The organism is Alloprevotella sp. OH1205_COT-284 (genome assembly GCF_003859795.1).
In the GTDB taxonomy this organism is placed as follows: Bacteria; Bacteroidota; Bacteroidia; order Bacteroidales; family Bacteroidaceae; genus Alloprevotella.
The window spans coordinates 24951-42507 of record NZ_RQYI01000006.1 but is presented as its reverse complement, the minus strand read 5'-3'; the positions used below and the strand labels follow the sequence as shown (position 1 = coordinate 42507).

The 17557-nt window shown below is 53.0% G+C and carries 10 protein-coding genes; 7 read left to right on the top strand and 3 right to left on the bottom strand.

The genetic code is table 11. The features are described 5' to 3' along the window. Window position 1 precedes the first annotated feature (1 nt). A complete protein-coding gene (locus tag EII14_RS02880; RefSeq protein WP_124931064.1) occupies window positions 2-1756 on the bottom strand; it encodes an ABC transporter ATP-binding protein in 1755 nt (584 codons plus the stop codon). A 29-nt stretch (window positions 1757-1785) separates the two neighbouring features. Next, window positions 1786-2400, bottom strand: a complete 615-nt coding sequence (locus EII14_RS02875) for a TetR/AcrR family transcriptional regulator (RefSeq protein WP_124931119.1) — start codon at window positions 2398-2400, stop codon at window positions 1786-1788. Window positions 2401-3501: 1101 nt separating this feature from the next. Between EII14_RS02875 and EII14_RS02870 the strand changes: the two genes are divergently transcribed. Then, a complete protein-coding gene (locus EII14_RS02870; RefSeq protein WP_124931063.1) occupies window positions 3502-3786 on the top strand; it encodes a hypothetical protein in 285 nt (94 codons plus the stop codon). 47 nt (window positions 3787-3833) lie between these two features. Here EII14_RS02870 and EII14_RS02865 read toward each other — a convergent pair whose 3' ends face one another. Then, complete coding sequence (locus EII14_RS02865; RefSeq protein ID WP_158608303.1) at window positions 3834-4652, bottom strand: polysaccharide biosynthesis/export family protein; 819 nt, start codon at window positions 4650-4652, stop codon at window positions 3834-3836. Window positions 4653-5466: 814 nt separating this feature from the next. Here EII14_RS02865 and EII14_RS02860 point away from each other — a divergent pair. The 6 genes from EII14_RS02860 to EII14_RS02835 all read left to right on the top strand — a co-directional run bounded on the left by EII14_RS02860 (window position 5467) and on the right by EII14_RS02835 (window position 17428). Then, window positions 5467-8652, top strand: a complete 3186-nt coding sequence (locus EII14_RS02860) for a SusC/RagA family TonB-linked outer membrane protein (protein WP_124931061.1) — start codon at window positions 5467-5469, stop codon at window positions 8650-8652. Between the two features lie 87 nt (window positions 8653-8739). After that, complete coding sequence (locus tag EII14_RS02855) at window positions 8740-10392, top strand: RagB/SusD family nutrient uptake outer membrane protein (RefSeq protein WP_124931060.1); 1653 nt, start codon at window positions 8740-8742, stop codon at window positions 10390-10392. 39 nt (window positions 10393-10431) lie between these two features. Next, window positions 10432-11250 (top strand): hypothetical protein, encoded by an 819-nt coding sequence (locus EII14_RS02850; RefSeq protein ID WP_124931059.1) that lies wholly within the window; start codon window positions 10432-10434, stop codon window positions 11248-11250. A 595-nt stretch (window positions 11251-11845) separates the two neighbouring features. Beyond that, the gene (locus EII14_RS02845) at window positions 11846-14092 is read left to right on the top strand and encodes a TonB-dependent siderophore receptor (protein ID WP_124931058.1); all 2247 of its coding nucleotides are present in this window, start codon (window positions 11846-11848) and stop codon (window positions 14090-14092) included. A gap of 20 nt (window positions 14093-14112) precedes the next feature. Then, window positions 14113-15063, top strand: a complete 951-nt coding sequence (locus tag EII14_RS02840) for a DUF4249 domain-containing protein (RefSeq protein ID WP_158608302.1) — start codon at window positions 14113-14115, stop codon at window positions 15061-15063. 205 nt (window positions 15064-15268) lie between these two features. Continuing rightward, window positions 15269-17428, top strand: coding sequence for a peptidylprolyl isomerase (locus EII14_RS02835; protein WP_124931056.1), 2160 nt, complete (start codon window positions 15269-15271; stop codon window positions 17426-17428). Window positions 17429-17557 lie beyond the last annotated feature (129 nt).

Sequence of the window (17557 nt, the reverse complement as noted above, 5' to 3'; positions counted from 1 at the left end):
TTTACAGGTGCCATGCCACGGCCTTTCGATATTCGTTCCACATACTCTGATATACCGATCCGCGCTCCATGAGTTCGGCGTGCGTGCCCTCTTCTGCGATGCGTCCTTGCTGCATCACCACGATGCGGTCGGCATCTTGCACGGAGGTCAGCCGATGAGCAATCATCAGCACCGTTTTTCCTCTTGTGAGGTGGGCGAGGGCTTTGCGAATGAGGTGTTCGCTTTCGGGGTCGGCAAAGGCGGTGGCTTCGTCGAGCACGATGATGGGTGCATCTTTCAGAATGGCACGCGCCAAGACGATGCGTTGTTGTTCTCCGCCGGAAAGATATGTGCCCTCCGCCCCGATGACGGTGTTCAATCCATCGGGCAGCCGGTCGATGATCTCGCGGCTCTGCGAGAGGTCGATGGCGCGGTTCACCGCTTCGATTGAAGCATCGGGATTGCCGTAGCGAATGTTGTCTGAGAGTGAAGTTTTGAAAAGGCGTGTGTTTTGGAACACGAACGACACGCTGCGCATCAGTTCCGCCTTGTCCATAGTTCTTACGTCTACGCCCCCGATGCTCACCGTGCCTTCACGAACGTCCCAAAATCGGGGGATAAGTCTTGCCAATGTGGTTTTTCCGCTGCCCGATGCTCCCACGAGTGCAACGGTTTGGCCTTCGAGAATGGTGAGGTCGATGTGGCTCACGGCATCCGTTTTCGCCCCGTCGTAGCGGAAAGATACATTTTGAAAGCACACATCGTGCGACTTTGCCTGCATGGAAGTTTTGCTCGTGGGGAGTTCGGGAACATCGACGAGTCGTTCCAAACGCTCCACCGCCTCGTTGGCCAAGAAGAGGTTTCGACTGAGATACATGCTCTTCATGACGTTGGCCGAGATGACCGGTGCAATCAGCACATAGAGGAAAATGTCGGCTATGACGAGGGCGGTGTTTCCGCCATGGGCGATGAGGACGATGCCCACGGGCACGAGGATAAAGGCAAAGGCATGAATGGCAATGGTGTAGGCCGACATGGGCGTGCGCCACATGCGGGTATATCGTATCACGAGGTTGCGATAATTGATGATGCTGTCGTGCAGCCGCTTGAAGGAGAATACCGTTTGCTGAAACACCTTGACCACCGGCACGCCACGCACGTATTCCACCGCCTCTGCGCCCATTTTCTCCTGCGCATCCAGATAGAGCCGCTGAAAATTGTTGCTTTTGGGATTCATCATATATCCCATAATGCCGAAAGCGCAAACGATAGGGACGAGGGCGGCGATGCCCAATTGCCAATCTACGGCGAGCAGCAGAGCAATCACTCCCAAAGGAGCAACGATGCTGCCGGCCACATCGGGCAGGATATGTGCCACGAAAGTGTGCGTTTCAGAAGCGTTTTCGTCGATGATTTTGCGCATCTGCCCCGTCTGTTGTGCGTTGAAGAAGCCGAGGGGTACACGCATCAGTCGCTCCATTGCCCGCCGGCGCATGTTTGTTTCCACCCGAAAGGCGGCAAGATGAGAGAGCAACAGGGCAACGAAATAGAGCCCTACGTTTGCCACCGAGATGATGAGAGCCGCAAGGGCATAATCCCACACGGGCGTTTCGGCAAAGTCGCCTTCGGCGGTGAGCAGCACGCGTACCACGAGCCACAGCAACACGAAGGGAGCGAGCGAGAGCAGGCCGTTTAGCGCGGAAAGAACTATGGCGCAGGGCAAAAGCAATTTGCGTCCCTGCATGTAGGCGGATAATCGTTGAAGTGTTTTGAACATTTCTCTTGTGTTTTTATAGAAGGTTGAAACTATGGTTGCATCAGTGCTTTCCAGCCCGCTATGCCGTATCGGGCATACTGTCGGAGAGCAAGCTCGATTTCCTCTTCGGTGTATTCCTCGTGGTACACCAACTCGCAAAAAATGGCTACCCACGTGGAGGCGGCAATGCGGAGGAGGAACGGCGAGATGTCTGTGTTGAGGTGAGGGTAACGCTCTTTCATCAAGCGGAGGTATTCCGTGCCGATGCGCGTTTGGTGGTCGGTGATGCGTTCCTTGTAGCCGGCCAGCGAAGTGCCCTCCGCGCCCGAGAGCAAGAGCCGAAGCTCGGGGCGGAAGCTGCGGATGAGGGTGTGCATGGCGATGAGATATTCGTTTTGAGGCTCCTCCATGTCGAACACGTCAAGGCGCAGATGTTGCTCCTTGTTGTGAGAAAGAAGGTAGCTGTCGAGTCGCTCGATGAGCGGGCGCAACACCTCGCGAAACAGCTCGTCCTTTGAACGGAAGTAGTTGTACACGTTGCCCACGGCCATGCCTGCCTTGTGAGCAATGGTGCGAATGGACGTGCCACTCGCGCCGTGGGCGATAAACTCTCTGCGTGCCACGTCGATAATGCGCCGGCGTGTCTCCTCTTTCAATGTTTGCATAGGGCAAGGGGGATTGATGAGATTTGCAATAATGAACATTGTTTTGATTTGCTCATTAAAAAAGCGCATTGCTCTTTGCCCGAACAATGCGCCTGTGTGGTTGAGAGCTTGCGCCCCCTGTGTCTATGGAGTTTATCTGTTGCCATATCATCTGCTTTTTCAGTTTGCAAAATTACTAAGACCGCGATACCGACACAATACTCAAAAATGGGTATTTTGCACTCGCCTTTTGAGCAGAATAGGGCAGTGATGAGTGTTTGCTTTGGATTTATCCAACCTCGCGACGAGCCGTTTGTCGGTTCGATTGGAGGTGATGACGGTCTTTCCTTATGCTTGTTCAATCGAAAAAGCGATACTGAAAAATCCGGGTGTATCTCCAACGATTTCATTCACCCGCTGTCCGTAAGGCATCAGTCGCTTTTGAAAAGGCCTCCGAAATCTGAGGTCTTGTTCCACGAAGAAGAGAACAAGCTCGGAACTTGCGGCAAGGGGTGGGAGAAGGAATTTTCCGCACCGCGGTGCGGAAAATTTTAGCTCTGAGCTAAAATTTTCCACCTCAGAGGTAGCGAAAACCACCTCCCGACAATGTTAAAAAACGGCCGCTCTCGCGCGTGCGCGCGTATCCCTGTTCATTGTTTTTGCCTTCACTGCCTTCGCAAATCAATTCAAATCTTTGATTTTCAGTGTGTTTTGTGCGAAGGCAAGTGAAGGCAAAACGAAAAGCTGTTTTTCAAGTCGCTGGAAGTCAGTATGTTGTGGTGTTATTTTGCCTTCACTGCCTTGGAAAAAGGCGGTGTTCGTGTCGCGCTCTGTGAAAGGAGGTGAAGGCAAAAGGGGAATTTGCCTTCACCGTAGGGGCTGTGATTTTCAGAGGGTTGCGATTTCTCTTGAAAGTTTGCCTTCACTTGCCTTCGCACAAAACGCGCTGACAGTCAGGGGAAAAGAGGAATTTGCGAAGGCAAAACGGCAAAAAACAAAAAAATAGGGTGGAAAAACGTCCGAAAAGGGTGGTTTCATCGGCGCGGCTCTCGTTTTCGGCCAACTGCGCGCAGGAAGGCGGAGCGGTTTGGCGGTTTTCGGATAAAAGACTATCTTTGCCGCATGAGAACTTCGTTTTTTTCTTCCGCTTTTCGTCGTTTCCGAGTCCGTTTGCAGTCCCTCTCCTTTCGCACGGGGGTGGTGGTGCTTGCGCTGTGTGTGCCCTTCTATGTGCTCTCTTTCGCACAGATGGCTTTGCCGTCTGCGTGGTTGGGGGCGGCGGCCAAAGGGGTGTTGTGGGCTGTGTTTTTCGGCATGGCCAAAGCGTTTCAATATGGCGGTTTGCTCATTCTCGGAGCAGACGGCGTGAAGCGGCTCAGACAATGGAAAAAGCGTCCTCGTGTGTAGGGGGACGCTTTGTTTTTGCAAAAAAGATGTCGGTGTCGGGCGGCGGATTACAGTGCGATGATGAGCGAAACGACGGAGGTGAGCACCGATATGAGGGAGAAATAGATGTAGGGCTGGTGCCAGACGTTGCCGTAGGCTTGGGCTTCGCGTATCCGTTTCTTGTTGGGGGCTACATAGACCACGTCGCCGGGTTGGAGCTGATAGCCGGGAGATGCCCACAGGTCGTGTCGTTTGGTCAGATCGAGGGCAAAGGCTTTCACCTTGTTGTCTTGTTTTCGCAACACCAACACGCCCTTGCGGTCTGCGTCGATGTTGAGGTCGCCGCATCGCGAGAGAGTTTCGACGAGGTTGAGCCGGTCGCGGTCGAAGTTGATGCGTCCGGGTCGGTGTACTTCTCCCAATACGCTCACGAATTGGTTGAGGATTTCGACGGTGACGACGGCGTCGTTCAGGAGTTGGCGGCTTCGCAGTTCGTTTTGCAGTTTTTCGGCGGCTTCGGCTCGGCTCAAACCTTTCAGGCCGACCACGCCCAATGAGGGGAAGATCACGTTGCCGTCGGCGTCCATGATGTAGGGCGCGAAAGACTGCTCGCCGTGGAGATGTCCGGTTTGGGTTTTTGCCACGATGATTTTGTTGAAAGCGATTGCGAGGTCGGGCGTTTTCGAGCTGGACACCGCGATGTGGAGTTTGTCGCCGGGTTGCAGGCGGAGTTTCTCGCCGGCCGAGGCCAGCAGGGCTGCCGAGGCTGCGGTGTCGGCAGGGGTTGCGGGTGCGGTGTCTTGAAAATAGGCCACGTCTTGTGGCGTTTTGCAGCTCCAAAGGGCGATCAGAGCGATCAGTGTTGCGACAATACTGCTGAATTTCATGATAATATCGAAATGAGCTTCAAAAGTACGCATTATAATCCGAACGCCTCGCCTTATTTCCCGATTTTTTGGCGATGAGGCTGTTTTTCCGCTTCGTTGTCTTGCTTTTTGGCTTTGTCGTCTTGCTTTTGGGCTTCTCCTCCGTGTTTTTGGGGCTTCGTTGTTTTGCCGCGTTGCCGGTGTGTCTGTTTTTTTCGTTCTTCTGTCGTGCTTTTTGGTTTTTCCGTCGTGTTTTCGGTTTCGCCGTTTCGCTTTTTGTCTGCATGGCTTGAAAGTGATAAAAATACGGCTTTTGCATACATGTAAAACGTGTTTTTGATAGCTTTGCGTGTGAAATCTGAAATTATGGAAGAACTAATGCAATCGGATGTTTCCATTTGTCTTTCTTTCCGTCGCTTAATGCAGACAAATGCAAGTATGCATAAATCGTTTGCTTTTTAGATTTGTCTTTGTTATTGCTTTTTGATATTTCTATATATCATAATTAGGCCTTTGTTGTTAATTTTAGCTTCTTTCTTGCTTTTTCCTCTGTTCTCGTTTTCTTTTTATAATCAAAAAAACTAAATTCGCGAAAATTGGTTCTCGAATTAGGTATTACAAGAGTGTTTATTTATTCTCTTTTTCGTTTGAGAAATGTACCGGCGGCCGTTGTTTCCAAGCGGTGTTTCGACATAGACATTTCCAGTGTTTCTCCGCCACCCGGCATGTGGGGCGCATGCCTGCCTCTTCGCCAAGTCATTGCGTCGGCGAGTTGCCGTCGATGACTTCCAATCAGCCCAAAAAGCAATAAGATAATATTATTAAAGGTAGAATTATGAACAAAAAGTTAGCAATCCTGAGTGCCGCTGTAATGATGGCCGGCACGATGGCTGCTCAAACGGTTGTAAAAGGCCGGGTGACAGACAAGGGCGGCCATCCCATCGTCGGAGCTTCCGTGAAAGCCGGCAACAAGGTGGTGGCCATTTCCGACGAAAACGGTAACTTCACCATTTCCAAACTCCCTGCCGGAGTGAAGAAAGTTTCCGTTGCCTATATCGGCATGGAACCCTCTACGGTAGACGTGTCCGGAAATATGAGCATTGTTTTGGCAGAGTCAAACACCAATCTTGATGAAGTGATGGTCGTGGCCTATGGAACGACCAAGAAATCGTCGTTCACAGGATCTGCTGCTGAGATCAAAGCCTCCGATATTTCCGACCACGTCACCTCCACTGCCACTTCTGCACTTGTGGGTAAGGTGGCCGGTATTCAAACCACCACCGGCAGTGGCGGCCCCGGATCGGCCCCCACCATTCGCGTACGCGGTATCGGTTCGATCAGTGCCAATTCCTCGCCGCTCTATATTGTGGACGGAGCACCCTATGAAGCCGGCATTGCCAATATCAACCCCTCCGACATTGAGAGCCTCACCGTGCTCAAAGACGCTTCGGCCAGTGCCATCTACGGTGCTCGCGGTGCCAACGGTGTGGTCATCATTACCACCAAAAAAGCCAAACTCAATCGTGATGCCGAGGTGAATTTTGAAGCCCGTTGGGGTTCAAACAGCCGTCTGGTGCCTCAATACGATGTCATCAGCGATCCTGCGCAATATTTTGAAACGCATTATAAGGCTCTCTACAACTCCAAGTTCTACAACGGTGCAACCCCCGGGGAGGCTTATGCTTTTGCCGACAAAAATCTTCTCGATGCCAAAAACGGTGGTCTTGGTTATCAGATTTTCACCGTACCTGCCGGTGAGAAACTCATCGGTACAAACTTCCGTCTCAACCCGAATGCCACTTTGGGATATAGCGACGGAAAGTACTTCTACACCCCCGACAACTGGTATGACGAAACGTTTCACAACTCGTTCCGTCAGGAATACAACATCAACGTCAATGGTGCCACCGATCGTTTCAACTACTATGCCAGCTTCGGTTTCCTCGGCGACGGCGGATTTGTGAACAACTCCGACTATCAACGCTATACCGGTCGTACCAACATGGAATATCAGGTGAAGCCTTGGTTGAAACTCACCACCAACATGGGCTTCACGCACTCCGATTCGAGAAGCCCCCAATATACCACAAAAAACTGGGGTTCTTCGGGCAACCTCTTCTATGTCACCAACTCCATCGCGCCGATCTATCCTCTCTATGTGCGCAATGCCAACGGAGAAATCATGCGTGAAAACGGTCGCATCGTCTACGACGCCGGCCAAACCGCTTTCCAACGTGCCAACATCACGGGCAATGCCGTGCGCGACAACGAGTATAACATCAGCAAATCCGTGCTCGACGTCTTCACCGGCAAGTGGAGCATGGTGGCCACTCCTCTCGAAGGCTTGGCTTTGAGCGCAACACTCAACACTACCGCCATCATGGGACGCAGCAATGACCTGTCCAGCCGCTTTGCCAGCGGTAGCACCGACGATGGTATAGTGGTGGTAGAAAGCACTCGCAAGTTCAGCGTCAATCAGCAATACATGGCCAACTACAACACCACCTTCGGCGGTGTACACAATCTTGCCGTGTTGGCCGGTTACGAGCAATACAACATTGTCGATCAGGAGTTGAGCGGATACAACGACCACCTTTTCAATCCCAACATTCCCGAATTGAACAACGCCCACGGCAAAGAAAAGCGCGAAACCAACTCCAAGACCGACCGCTACATGACGATGGGTTTCATCGGCCGTGTGAACTACGATTTCCAAGAACGCTACTTCCTCAGTGCCTCCTATCGCCGTGACGCTTCGAGCGTGTTTGCTCCCGGTCATCGCTGGGGCGACTTCGGATCGTTGGGTGCCGCTTGGCAGCTGATGAAGGAAGACTTCATGAAATCGCTCACTTGGCTCAACAACCTCAAAGTCCGCGTCAGCTATGGTGTGCAAGGAAACGACGGTTTGGACAGCTGGCACGCTTATGCCAAACAGTATCGTCCCTCTTACAACAGCACCTCCGGCGAATACTCCATCAAGATGACCACTCTCGGCAATGACAACCTCACTTGGGAAACCTCCAAGCAATGGACACTCGGTGCCGACTTCTCGATGTTCAACTATCGACTCTCCGGAAGCCTCGAATATTACAACCGCCTGACTTCCGACATGCTCTACTACAAAGACCTTCCCCTCTCCTCCGCACTCTCCGTGTCCGACTATCCCACCAACTTGGGCGAAATGGTGAACCGCGGTGTGGAATTCTCGCTCAACGCCGTTGCCTACAAGGACAGCCGTATGCAATGGGATGTCTTTGCCAACATCACGCATAACTACAACGAAATCACCGACCTCGGCGGCGAAGTGGTGAAGGGCGGAAGCTCTATCCTCAAAGAGGGCACGAGCCGCTACGAGGCCTATCTCGTCAAATCGGCCGGCATCGATCCCAAAACCGGTAAGGAGCTTTATTATAAAGATGTGAAAGACGCCGCAGGAAACGTGACCGGACAAACCACCACGGACGACATTTCCGCAGCCAGCTATTATGAATGCGGCACCACTCTTCCTTCTGTATTCGGAGGATTTGGAACGAGCATCTCCGGCTATGGCTTCGACCTCTCGATGAATTTCTCCTATCAGCTCGGCGGTAAGATCTACGACGGACAGTATCAGACCCTCATGCACAACGGTCGTACGGCCGGTTTGGCCATGCACAAGGATCTGCTCAAAGCATGGACGCCCGACAACCGCAATACCGACATTCCCCGCCTCTCTACCGGTGCAGGCGACTTTGGAGCCTCTCAAACGGCCATCGACCGTTTCCTCACCAGCTCCGATTACCTCACGCTCAACAATGTCACCCTCGGCTACACGCTTCCCACCCAATGGTTGGAAAAACTTCAATTCAGCCGCATGAGAGTGTATGTGTCCGGTGAAAACCTCTTCCTTCTCACCGCTCGCAAGGGGCTTGATCCTCGCTACAACTTCGGTATCGGATCCATGACCGGAGGTTCGGGAATGGCCGGCGGCAGCTATTCGGGCAGTCGCACCATCACCGCAGGATTGAACATCACCTTCTAAAACCGCATTGTTTCAAGCAATATTCATTATGTTCCGAGAGCGGAGAGCAGCCTCTCCCTCTACGGGCTTTTCAAAACGACAAACAACATGAAACTCCATAAATATTCCCTCTTGTTGGCGACGGCTTTGGCATTCGCTTCCTGTTCCGACATCAACGAGCAATATTTGGAAGGCAGCGATCAGACCAAAGAGCAGCTGGAAGGTACCATTTCTAACGTGCCCGATCGTGCCAACTCCCTCTTCTCGGGTATGTACACCATGATGGCACAGCCCAAATTCATCTTTACCACCCGTCCACGCGACGATGAATTCGGAATAGTCACCGGCCTGCTCAGTGCCGACTTCGAGGGAGCCGACATGAGCGGAGCCGACAACGGTTACAACTGGTTTTCCGTGGCCAGCGAATTGGCCAGCCGTGATGCCACTTACGCCAATCCCTACATCCGCTACAAGGTGCCCTACATGCAGATCGGTGTAGCCAACGACGTGATTGCCGCATTCCCGGCCGACACCAAAAATCCCAAAATCATCGCCATGATTGCGCAGGCTCGTGCCATGCGTGCTTTCGACTACTTGCAGCTCGTGCCCTACTTCCAATTCGGATATGCCGTGGCCAAAGATCAGCCCGCCGTGCCTATTGTCGGCGCAGGAACGATCAACAACAACCCCCGCGCCACCGTCGAGAAGTGTTACGAGATCATGCTCGAAGATCTCAACTATGCCATCGAAAACCTCAAAGAGTTTGACCGCGGTGCCAACAAGTTTCAGATCGACCAAAAAGTGGCCTACGGTCTTCGTGCCCGCGTCTACCTGAATATGGGTAAATTCGCCGAAGCCGCTGCTGATGCCGACATGGCCATGCAGGGCTATGCGCCGGCCTCCGTTGCCGATGTGAGCAAGCCTGCTTTCTGCGATCTGGCCGAAAAGAATTGGATGTGGGGCGCGCAAATCACCGAAGCCTTGGCCGAAATCAGACCCTATGCCACTCCGGCCTCTTGGCTCTCTGCTTTCAGCGGACAGGGATATGCCGCCGCAACTGTCGGCAACTTGGCCATGATCAACGTGTTGCTCTACAACAAAATTCCCGCTACCGACGTGCGCAAAGGCTGGTGGCTCAACGAAAGCGTGGAGTCGCCCCTGCTCAACGGCCTCGTGTGGAAATACACCGACAAAGACGAAACCGTGGAAGTGAGCGGACAGGAAATTGCCCTTGTCAACATTCCCAACGTGAAAGTGCCTTACACTCCCTACATGAACGTCAAGTTTGGCATGAAGAAAGGCGTCGGATCGACCGTCAATGCCAACGACTATCCCCTCATGCGTGTCGAAGAGATGATTCTCATCAAGGCCGAGGGATTGGCACGCAGCGGCAAGGAAGCCGAGGCACGCCAAGTGCTCGAAGACTTTGTCAAAACCTATCGCGATCCGGCTTACACCATTCCCGCCAATCGTGCCCTCACCGACGAGATTTGGTTCCAACGTCGTGTGGAACTTTGGGGTGAAGGCTTCTTTACTTCCGACGCCAAGCGCATGGGCAAGCCCATCGTTCGTTTCCACGAAGGAGTGGAGAGCAACTTCCCCGAAAAGTTCACCTTCAACATCGCCGCCAATGACCCTTGGCTCAATATGCGCTTCCCCCGTCAGGAGATGGATCAGAATGCCGGCATCGTCAACAACGAAGGTGGCAGTGTTCCCGTGTCCAAACAAAATCCGGGTCTTCGCGACGGCGTGACCGACTAAATCGCATATTTTTCAGAACATTCAAAAAAAAACAGCCACATGAAGTTTGCTAAATATCTAATCATTGCGCTGGCCGCCGGTGTCCTCTCAGTTTCTTGTACGGACGATGAAGACAATTACGTCCCGGCTCCTGCTTCCGATGTGAAAAGCTCGGTTTATTTTCCCGAAAATCAAAACGGAACGCATGCTTTCCTCTTGGAGGAAAATGTGGAAGTCACCGTCGACGTGAAGCGTGAAGACAAGGGTGCTGCCCGCACCGTCAAAATCGATTTCTCCACCGTTCACGACGATTTGATCAAAAGCTGCGACAACGTCGCTACCTTCAAGGAAGGAGAAGACGTGGCCAAAGTGAAGGTGCAGCTCAACAAAGAGAAAATGGAAGCCTTCAAGAACTACGCCGTCTACCTCAATGTCGATCCCGCCGAGTTCAATCCCTACAAGCAGCAGGACATCACTCCCTCTGTGAGGTTGAACTTTGTGCGCGAAGACTATGCGCCTTTCGCAAAAGGCGAGTTCAACGATCCCTTCATCGCCGAAGCCGCTTCGCAGAAAGTGTTGGAATGGTCGGAAATACTCAAAGTCTATCGCCTCTCCGACCCATGGGGAACGGGAGAAGGAGAAATCATTTTCTCGGTCGATGATAAAAATAAGATCCACTACAAAACGCTTTCTTTCTCCACCGGTTACGTACATCCCAAGTATGGTCTGATCTCCGCATTCTGGGAAGGTTTTGAAAACAAGCAATACTACAATGCCGAGAAGAAAGTCTACAATTTCCACTTCGACATGAAAGTGTCGGCCGGAAGCTTCGGAGACGTTCACTACACTTTTGCCGTGAAAGAAAGCCTGATGAAATAAACTTTCGTTTCATCCACACATTTTTCCACCTATCCGGAGGGCGTGTCGAAAAGACGCGCCCTCCGCTTTTGAGGTCGCCCGTTGTCTCGACATGCTCTCCGTCTGCATCGTTGTGCTTTGAAAGCATCGGCCTCGGAAGATCCGCCATTTTCCGGCTCTGAGGTAGCCGTTTTTAGCTCTGAGGTAGAAAATTCTACTTCTGAGTTAGAATATCCAGCTTCCCGGCTCATGCTTTCTGCCTCATGGTTCGTGTATTTTGTTTCGCGTCGGCGTAGTTTCGGCCGTCGATCGGGAGAGAACCGCGAACCTCGCGGCGAGTCGGCTTCCCACGGTTGATTTTTCCAAACTCCCTTTTATAATAATGTGTCTTCCGAGGGAAACCGTGTCGGGAAAAACGCCGAAAGGCTTTTCCTTTATTTGTTTTTACGCTAACTTTGTGCCGTAAATCGAGTTTGCTGTTTCCCCGGCCTTCATCGCCCCCCTTTTGTCTCGTCGATCGGCCTGCGGCGTTTGGTTTCTTAACAGATATGATTGCGCTTGCTTGCCCATTTCATTTCGCTTTCTTCCACTGTTTTTTTTCAAAGTTTTCTTTTTAATGAAACATACCGTTTTTCTGCTTTTTCTCTCATTGGCTGCTTCTACTTTCGGACAGATACCTGCCGACACTTCCGTGGTGCGTGCCGACAGCACAACCATCGAAGAAATCAATTTGGGTAGTGCGCTCATCGTGGGCAAACGTCAAAACAAAGTGCAAAGTCCGCTGATGGGAGTCAGTTATTTGCGTCCCGAATATATCAAAAGCATTCCCACCATGTTTGGCGAGGCCGACGTGATTAAAGCCTTGCAGATGCAACCCGGCGTTTCGGTCGGCATCGATGGATTTGCCGGCATGATGGTCAGAGGTGGCAACGACGATCAAAACCTTTTTCTCATCGACGGCAATCCGGTGTATCAGATGAACCACGCCGGCGGCCTCTTTTCTGCCTACAATGTAGAGGCCGTGCGCGACGTGGCGTTCTATAAATCGTCTTTTCCCTCGCGCTATGGCGGCCGTTTGTCGAGCGTTGTGGACATCATCACCAAGCCCGGCGACATGGAACGCTACGCCGGATCTTTCGGTGTCGGACTGACCTCGGCCAATATCAATGTCGGCGGGCCCATCGTCAAGGGGCGCACCGCCTTTCACTTCTCCCTGCGCCGTTCGTGGCTCGACCTGCTCACCACTCCTGCCCTCGCCTTGGCCAACAGCGAAACCAAAGCCGACGGCGAGAAAAACACGGGCAGCTACATTTTTCACGACATCAATCTCCACCTCAGTCATCGTCTCGGTGATCTCGGCACGTTGGCTTTCGTCGGCTATGCCGGGCAGGATCGCCTCGCCGTGGGCGGCGAATATTGGAATCCCAACCCCTCGTCCAGTCATCACTACGACGAGTTTTACGACAAAATCGACATGAGCATGAGATGGGGCAACATGCTCGGCGCATTGAAGTGGCAATTGCCCGTGGGCGACCGCTGGTTGCACAACCTCACCCTGTCCTATACCCGATACGGCTCGAAATACCGCATCGACACCGAGTTCTCGCAGGGCAAGCCCGGCACCGCCGCCTACGAGCGCGAGAAAAGCCGGAAAGAGATGCACAACGGCATCGACGACATCGGCCTGCGATCCCAATGGCTGTGGACACCACGCCCCACCGCCAACGTGCGCTTCGGAATCGACTATATGCACCATCGTTTCACACCCGAACAACGCCGCGAAGCCTCCGAAAATCCCCTCATCGGATTTGCCCGAAACGAAAAGCCCATCCACGCCCACGACATCAGCCCCTATGCGGACGTCGAGGTGCAGCCGCGCGAGTGGCTCAAAATCAACGCCGGCCTGCGTTTGTCGGATTTCTACGTCAAGTCGAAAAACTATTTCTGCGTCGAGCCGCGCCTTGCTGCCAACTTCCTCCTCACCCCCTCGGTGAGCTTGAAAGCCGGCTACGCCCGAATGAGTCAATACGTGCAGCAGGTGAGCGACACCTACATCTCCATGCCCACCGACTACTGGATGCCCATCACCGACCACTTCTCGCCCCTCGTCGGCGACCAAGTGTCCGTCGGTGCCTACTACACGCGAGAAAACAAATGGAACTTCTCGCTCGAAGCATGGTATAAGCACATGAATCACCTGCTCGAATATCGCGAAGGACACGCTGCCCTCTCCCTCACGTCTTCGTGGACGGACAAGCTCACCGCGGGCAAAGGCGAGGCATACGGCCTCGACCTGCAAATCGAAAAAAACTTCGGTCGCCTCGCCGGCTATCTCGGCTACGGATGGCTGTGGACGGAACGCACGTTTCCCGAAATCAACGGCGGACGACCCTTCCCCTCCAAATACGACAACCGCCACAAACTCAACGTCGCTCTGAGCTATCGCGCATCGCGACGCGTAGAGCTCAACGCCTCGTGGACGTTGATGAGCGGAAACCTCGTCACATTGGCCTTTGCCGACTATGAATATACGGAAAACATCACCCCCGACATACCGAAATACCCCTCCGATCGCGACCAAACCCAACTCAACTACATCTCCGCAAAAAACAACTACCGACTGCCGCCCTACCACCGCCTCGACGTGGGCATCAACTTTCATCGCTTCCACAAAAGCGGACGGCGCAGCACATGGAACATCAGCCTCTACAACGCCTACTCGCGCATGAACCCCGTCGTCGTGCGGAAAAAAGAAGAACGCTTCAACTTGCCCGGCAGTTCGGAGCAGCGATACCGCACCCGATACCAAAAACTCTCCTTCTTCCCCGTCATTCCCTCCGTGTCCTACACGTTGAAATTCTGATCCCGAAAACACCTATCGACATGAAACCTAAATTTATCCTCCATGCAGTCTGCCTGATGCTGTCGGTCACTGCTTCGTGTACGCAAGACTTGGAAATCGACGGCCGAGAGATCGAACCCAAAGTCGTGCTCAACTGCGTGGCATCGGGAAACAGCCCCCTCAAAGCCGCCGTCAGTCGCACCGTCGTCTACAACGAGACCGATCGCCGACGTCAACACATCGCCGACGCCACCGTCATGCTCACCGTGAACGGAACGCCGCATTCGCAACTCACCCTCGACCCGGCCGATCACTACAAAGCCTATGCCGCCGACTATGTGCCCCGCGCCGGCGATCGCATACGCCTCGACGTAAACACACACTTGGGACGCGTTTGGGCGGAAGACGTCATGCCGACTCTCACGCCCATAGAAAAAGTAGATTTCCATTTCGTCGAGAAAAACAACAACGGCTCGCCCGAAACCGTCTATCGCATCACTTTCACCGACAACCCCTCCGAACGAAACTTCTATTTCGTCGGCATCACCGACAAATACAACATGAAACTCTGGCTGGATTTCAGCAAAGACGAAGTTTTCCGCCCCGCCCTCGACGGGCTTAACGCCATAGACGACGAGGCACTCTTCGACATCTTCGGAGGAGGCATGGCTTTCAGCGACGACCTCATCAACGGCAAAACCTACACCCTGCGCATCGCCGAAGTGGGCGAAAACGGGCATGCCCGTAGGCGTGTCGATCGCATCATTAAGCTCTATTCCGTCTCCCAATCCTATTACCGCTACCTCAGACGCATTTTCAACGAGAGCGAAGATTCGTTCAACAACGCCTTGATCGAAGCCGGCTTGGCCGAACCCACACCCCACCACACCAATATCAACGGCGGCACCGGCATATTGGGCATGATGCAAGTGGCCAAAGACACCGTAAACATCGGACTCGACGTCGAGGAAAACGGATTTCCCACATGGTAAGCCACCCCCGTTTCTCTCCGCAACCAACGGGCAAGACCCGCCGATACGCCCCCTCGAAAAGAACACAACGCCGCAGGGCAGTGATTTTTTAGCGCAAAATCCTTAAAAACAAAGATTTTTGTGTATCTTTGTCGCCAAATCTGCGCGCGCTCCGCGGTGGCGCGTCTTAACGCTCTGAAAACAAAAACAATAAACAACAAAAATAATGGCAGCATTACAAAAAATCAGAAGCAATACTTGGATTATTGCAGTGATGGGGGTGGGGCTTTTCCTCTTCATCATCACGATGGTACTCGACCAAAACACAATCTTTGCCCTTACCAACAGCAACCGCAACGTGGGCGAAGTGTATGGCGAAAGCCTATCGCAAGAAGAATACTTCAAAATGGTCAATGAAGCCACCGAAGTTTTCAAACTCCGCACCGGAGGCACACTCACCGACGCACAAAGCGATCAAGTCCGCGATCAGGTGTGGCAGGAATACGTTGTGTTCCAACTCATCAAACACGAATGCGACAAGCTCGGCATCATCGTCACCGAAGCCGAAGTGCAGCAGGCACTCCGCGAGGGTACGGCTTCGAGCTTCCAAAACATGGCCATGTTCATGGGGCAAGACGGACGCTTCGACTACACCGCACTCCAAAACTTCTTCAAACAATATAAGGAGATGCGCGGCAAGCAAATCGACCCCTCCGTGGCAGAACAGCTCGAAACCATCAAAGATCTTTGGGCATACACCAACACCCAGCTCCGCCGCGAGTTGCTCATGACGAAGTATCAAATGCTTCTCATGCAGTCGTTCACCACCAATCCCGTCAGTGCCAAAACCGCTTTCGACAACCGCACCCTCACCACCGACGCCGTTGTGGCCGCACTCCCCTTTGCAGCCATTGCCGACAAAGAGGTGACCTTTGACGACTCGGATCTCAAAAAGGTTTACGACGAATACAAAGAAAGATTTCGTCTTGACAACGAAGTGCGCGACATCAAATATATCGACGTGCTCGTCACCGCCTCAACGGCCGACAAAAAGGCACTCGCCGAAGAAATGAATGCCCTCTACCAAAAACTCCAAGCCGGACACGATCCTGCCGCCGTGATCAACGCCGGCAAGAGCACCGTGCGCTTTGCCGACATTCCGCTTTCGGGAAGCGTATTCCCCAACGACATCAAACAAGTGCTCGACTCTATGGCCGTAGGCACAATCAAAGCACCCTACACCAACGTGCAAGACAACACGATGAACGTCGTGAAGCTCATTGCCAAGACCCAAGCACCCGACTCCATACTCTATCGCGCACTCCCCGTGCAGGCCGCCGATCAGAAAACAGCGGAGGTTCGCACAGACTCCATTCTCAAAGCCCTCAACGGCGGAGCGAAATATGCAGATATTGCCAAAAAACTCGGTGCTCCCTCCGACTCTTCCTGGATCGCCGCGCAACAATTTGAGTCGCTCAACGTGACGCCCGAAAACGCCACCTTCATCAAAGCCCTCTACAACGCGCCGGCAAAAGCCTACACCTCTTTTGACATCAACGGCACGAAGATCATTCTTCAAGTGCTCGAACGCAAAGCATATACCACCAAATATGTTGCCGCAGTGGCCAAAGTTCCCGTAGACTTCTCCAAAGCCACTTATGAGACTGCCATAAGTAAATTCAACCGCTTCCTCGCCGCCAATCGCACCCTTGCCGACATCGTCAAGAATGCACCCAAAGAAGGCTACCAGATGGTCGATCAAGACAAGTTCTCGGCAGCCGCCCGCAACATCGGCGCAAGCGGTTATTTCCCCGGAGTGGCCGGATCGAAAGAAGCCGTTCGTTGGGCTTTCGACACTGCCGACGAAAACGAGATCTCACCCCTCTACGAAGTGGGCGAAGCCAACAATCACCTCTTGGTGGTCGGCCTCTCCAAGGTACACAAGAAAGGCTATTTCCCTTGGGATGACAAAGACGTGAAAGAGTTCCTCACCGCCGTTGTCAAGAGCCGCAAAAAAGGCGAGCTTGCCGCCGCCAAACTTTCCGGCGTGAAGACCATCGCCCAAGCCAAGGCCAAAGGCGCGGTTGTAGACAGCCTCAACGGCGTGTCGTTCAGCGGCTACAACGTATTGCCGGCCGTCGGTGCTCCCGAACCCGTGCTCACCGCAGCCATTGTTGCCACCGCCAAGGGACAAACCACCCAGCCCGTCATCGGAACTTCCGGAGCCTATGTGGCACAGATCGTGGCCAAAAACAAAGGCACAGAGAAATTCGACGTGAAGCAGGAAATGAGCATGATGCAGCGCAACTACTCGCAGTTTGCCCAACAAATGCTCGGTGTGCTTGCCCAAAAAGCCAAAATCGAGGACAAACGCTACAAGTTCTAAGGCAGCGTCAGCCCCATCGGTATTGATCACAACGGAGTTAGGAGTTCAAGCTCCTGACTCCGTTTTTTCTGTTTCTCCCTCTTTTCCTTCTGTCTCCTCCTCTATTTTTTCTGTCTTTCTCTCCCTTTC

Excerpts from the sequence above, each read along its gene's own strand:
- EII14_RS02835 (WP_124931056.1), top strand. The coding sequence starts at position 15,269 with ATGGCAGCATTACAAAAAATCAGAAGCAATACTTGGATTATTGCAGTG.
- EII14_RS02860 (WP_124931061.1), top strand. The coding sequence starts at position 5,467 with ATGAACAAAAAGTTAGCAATCCTGAGTGCCGCTGTAATGATGGCCGGC.
- EII14_RS02875 (WP_124931119.1), bottom strand. The coding sequence starts at position 2,400 with ATGCAAACATTGAAAGAGGAGACACGCCGGCGCATTATCGACGTGGCA.
- EII14_RS02845 (WP_124931058.1), top strand. The coding sequence starts at position 11,846 with ATGAAACATACCGTTTTTCTGCTTTTTCTCTCATTGGCTGCTTCTACT.
- EII14_RS02870 (WP_124931063.1), top strand. The coding sequence starts at position 3,502 with ATGAGAACTTCGTTTTTTTCTTCCGCTTTTCGTCGTTTCCGAGTCCGT.
- EII14_RS02855 (WP_124931060.1), top strand. The coding sequence starts at position 8,740 with ATGAAACTCCATAAATATTCCCTCTTGTTGGCGACGGCTTTGGCATTC.
- EII14_RS02880 (WP_124931064.1), bottom strand. The coding sequence starts at position 1,756 with ATGTTCAAAACACTTCAACGATTATCCGCCTACATGCAGGGACGCAAA.
- EII14_RS02865 (WP_158608303.1), bottom strand. The coding sequence starts at position 4,652 with ATGAAATTCAGCAGTATTGTCGCAACACTGATCGCTCTGATCGCCCTT.
- EII14_RS02840 (WP_158608302.1), top strand. The coding sequence starts at position 14,113 with ATGAAACCTAAATTTATCCTCCATGCAGTCTGCCTGATGCTGTCGGTC.
- EII14_RS02850 (WP_124931059.1), top strand. The coding sequence starts at position 10,432 with ATGAAGTTTGCTAAATATCTAATCATTGCGCTGGCCGCCGGTGTCCTC.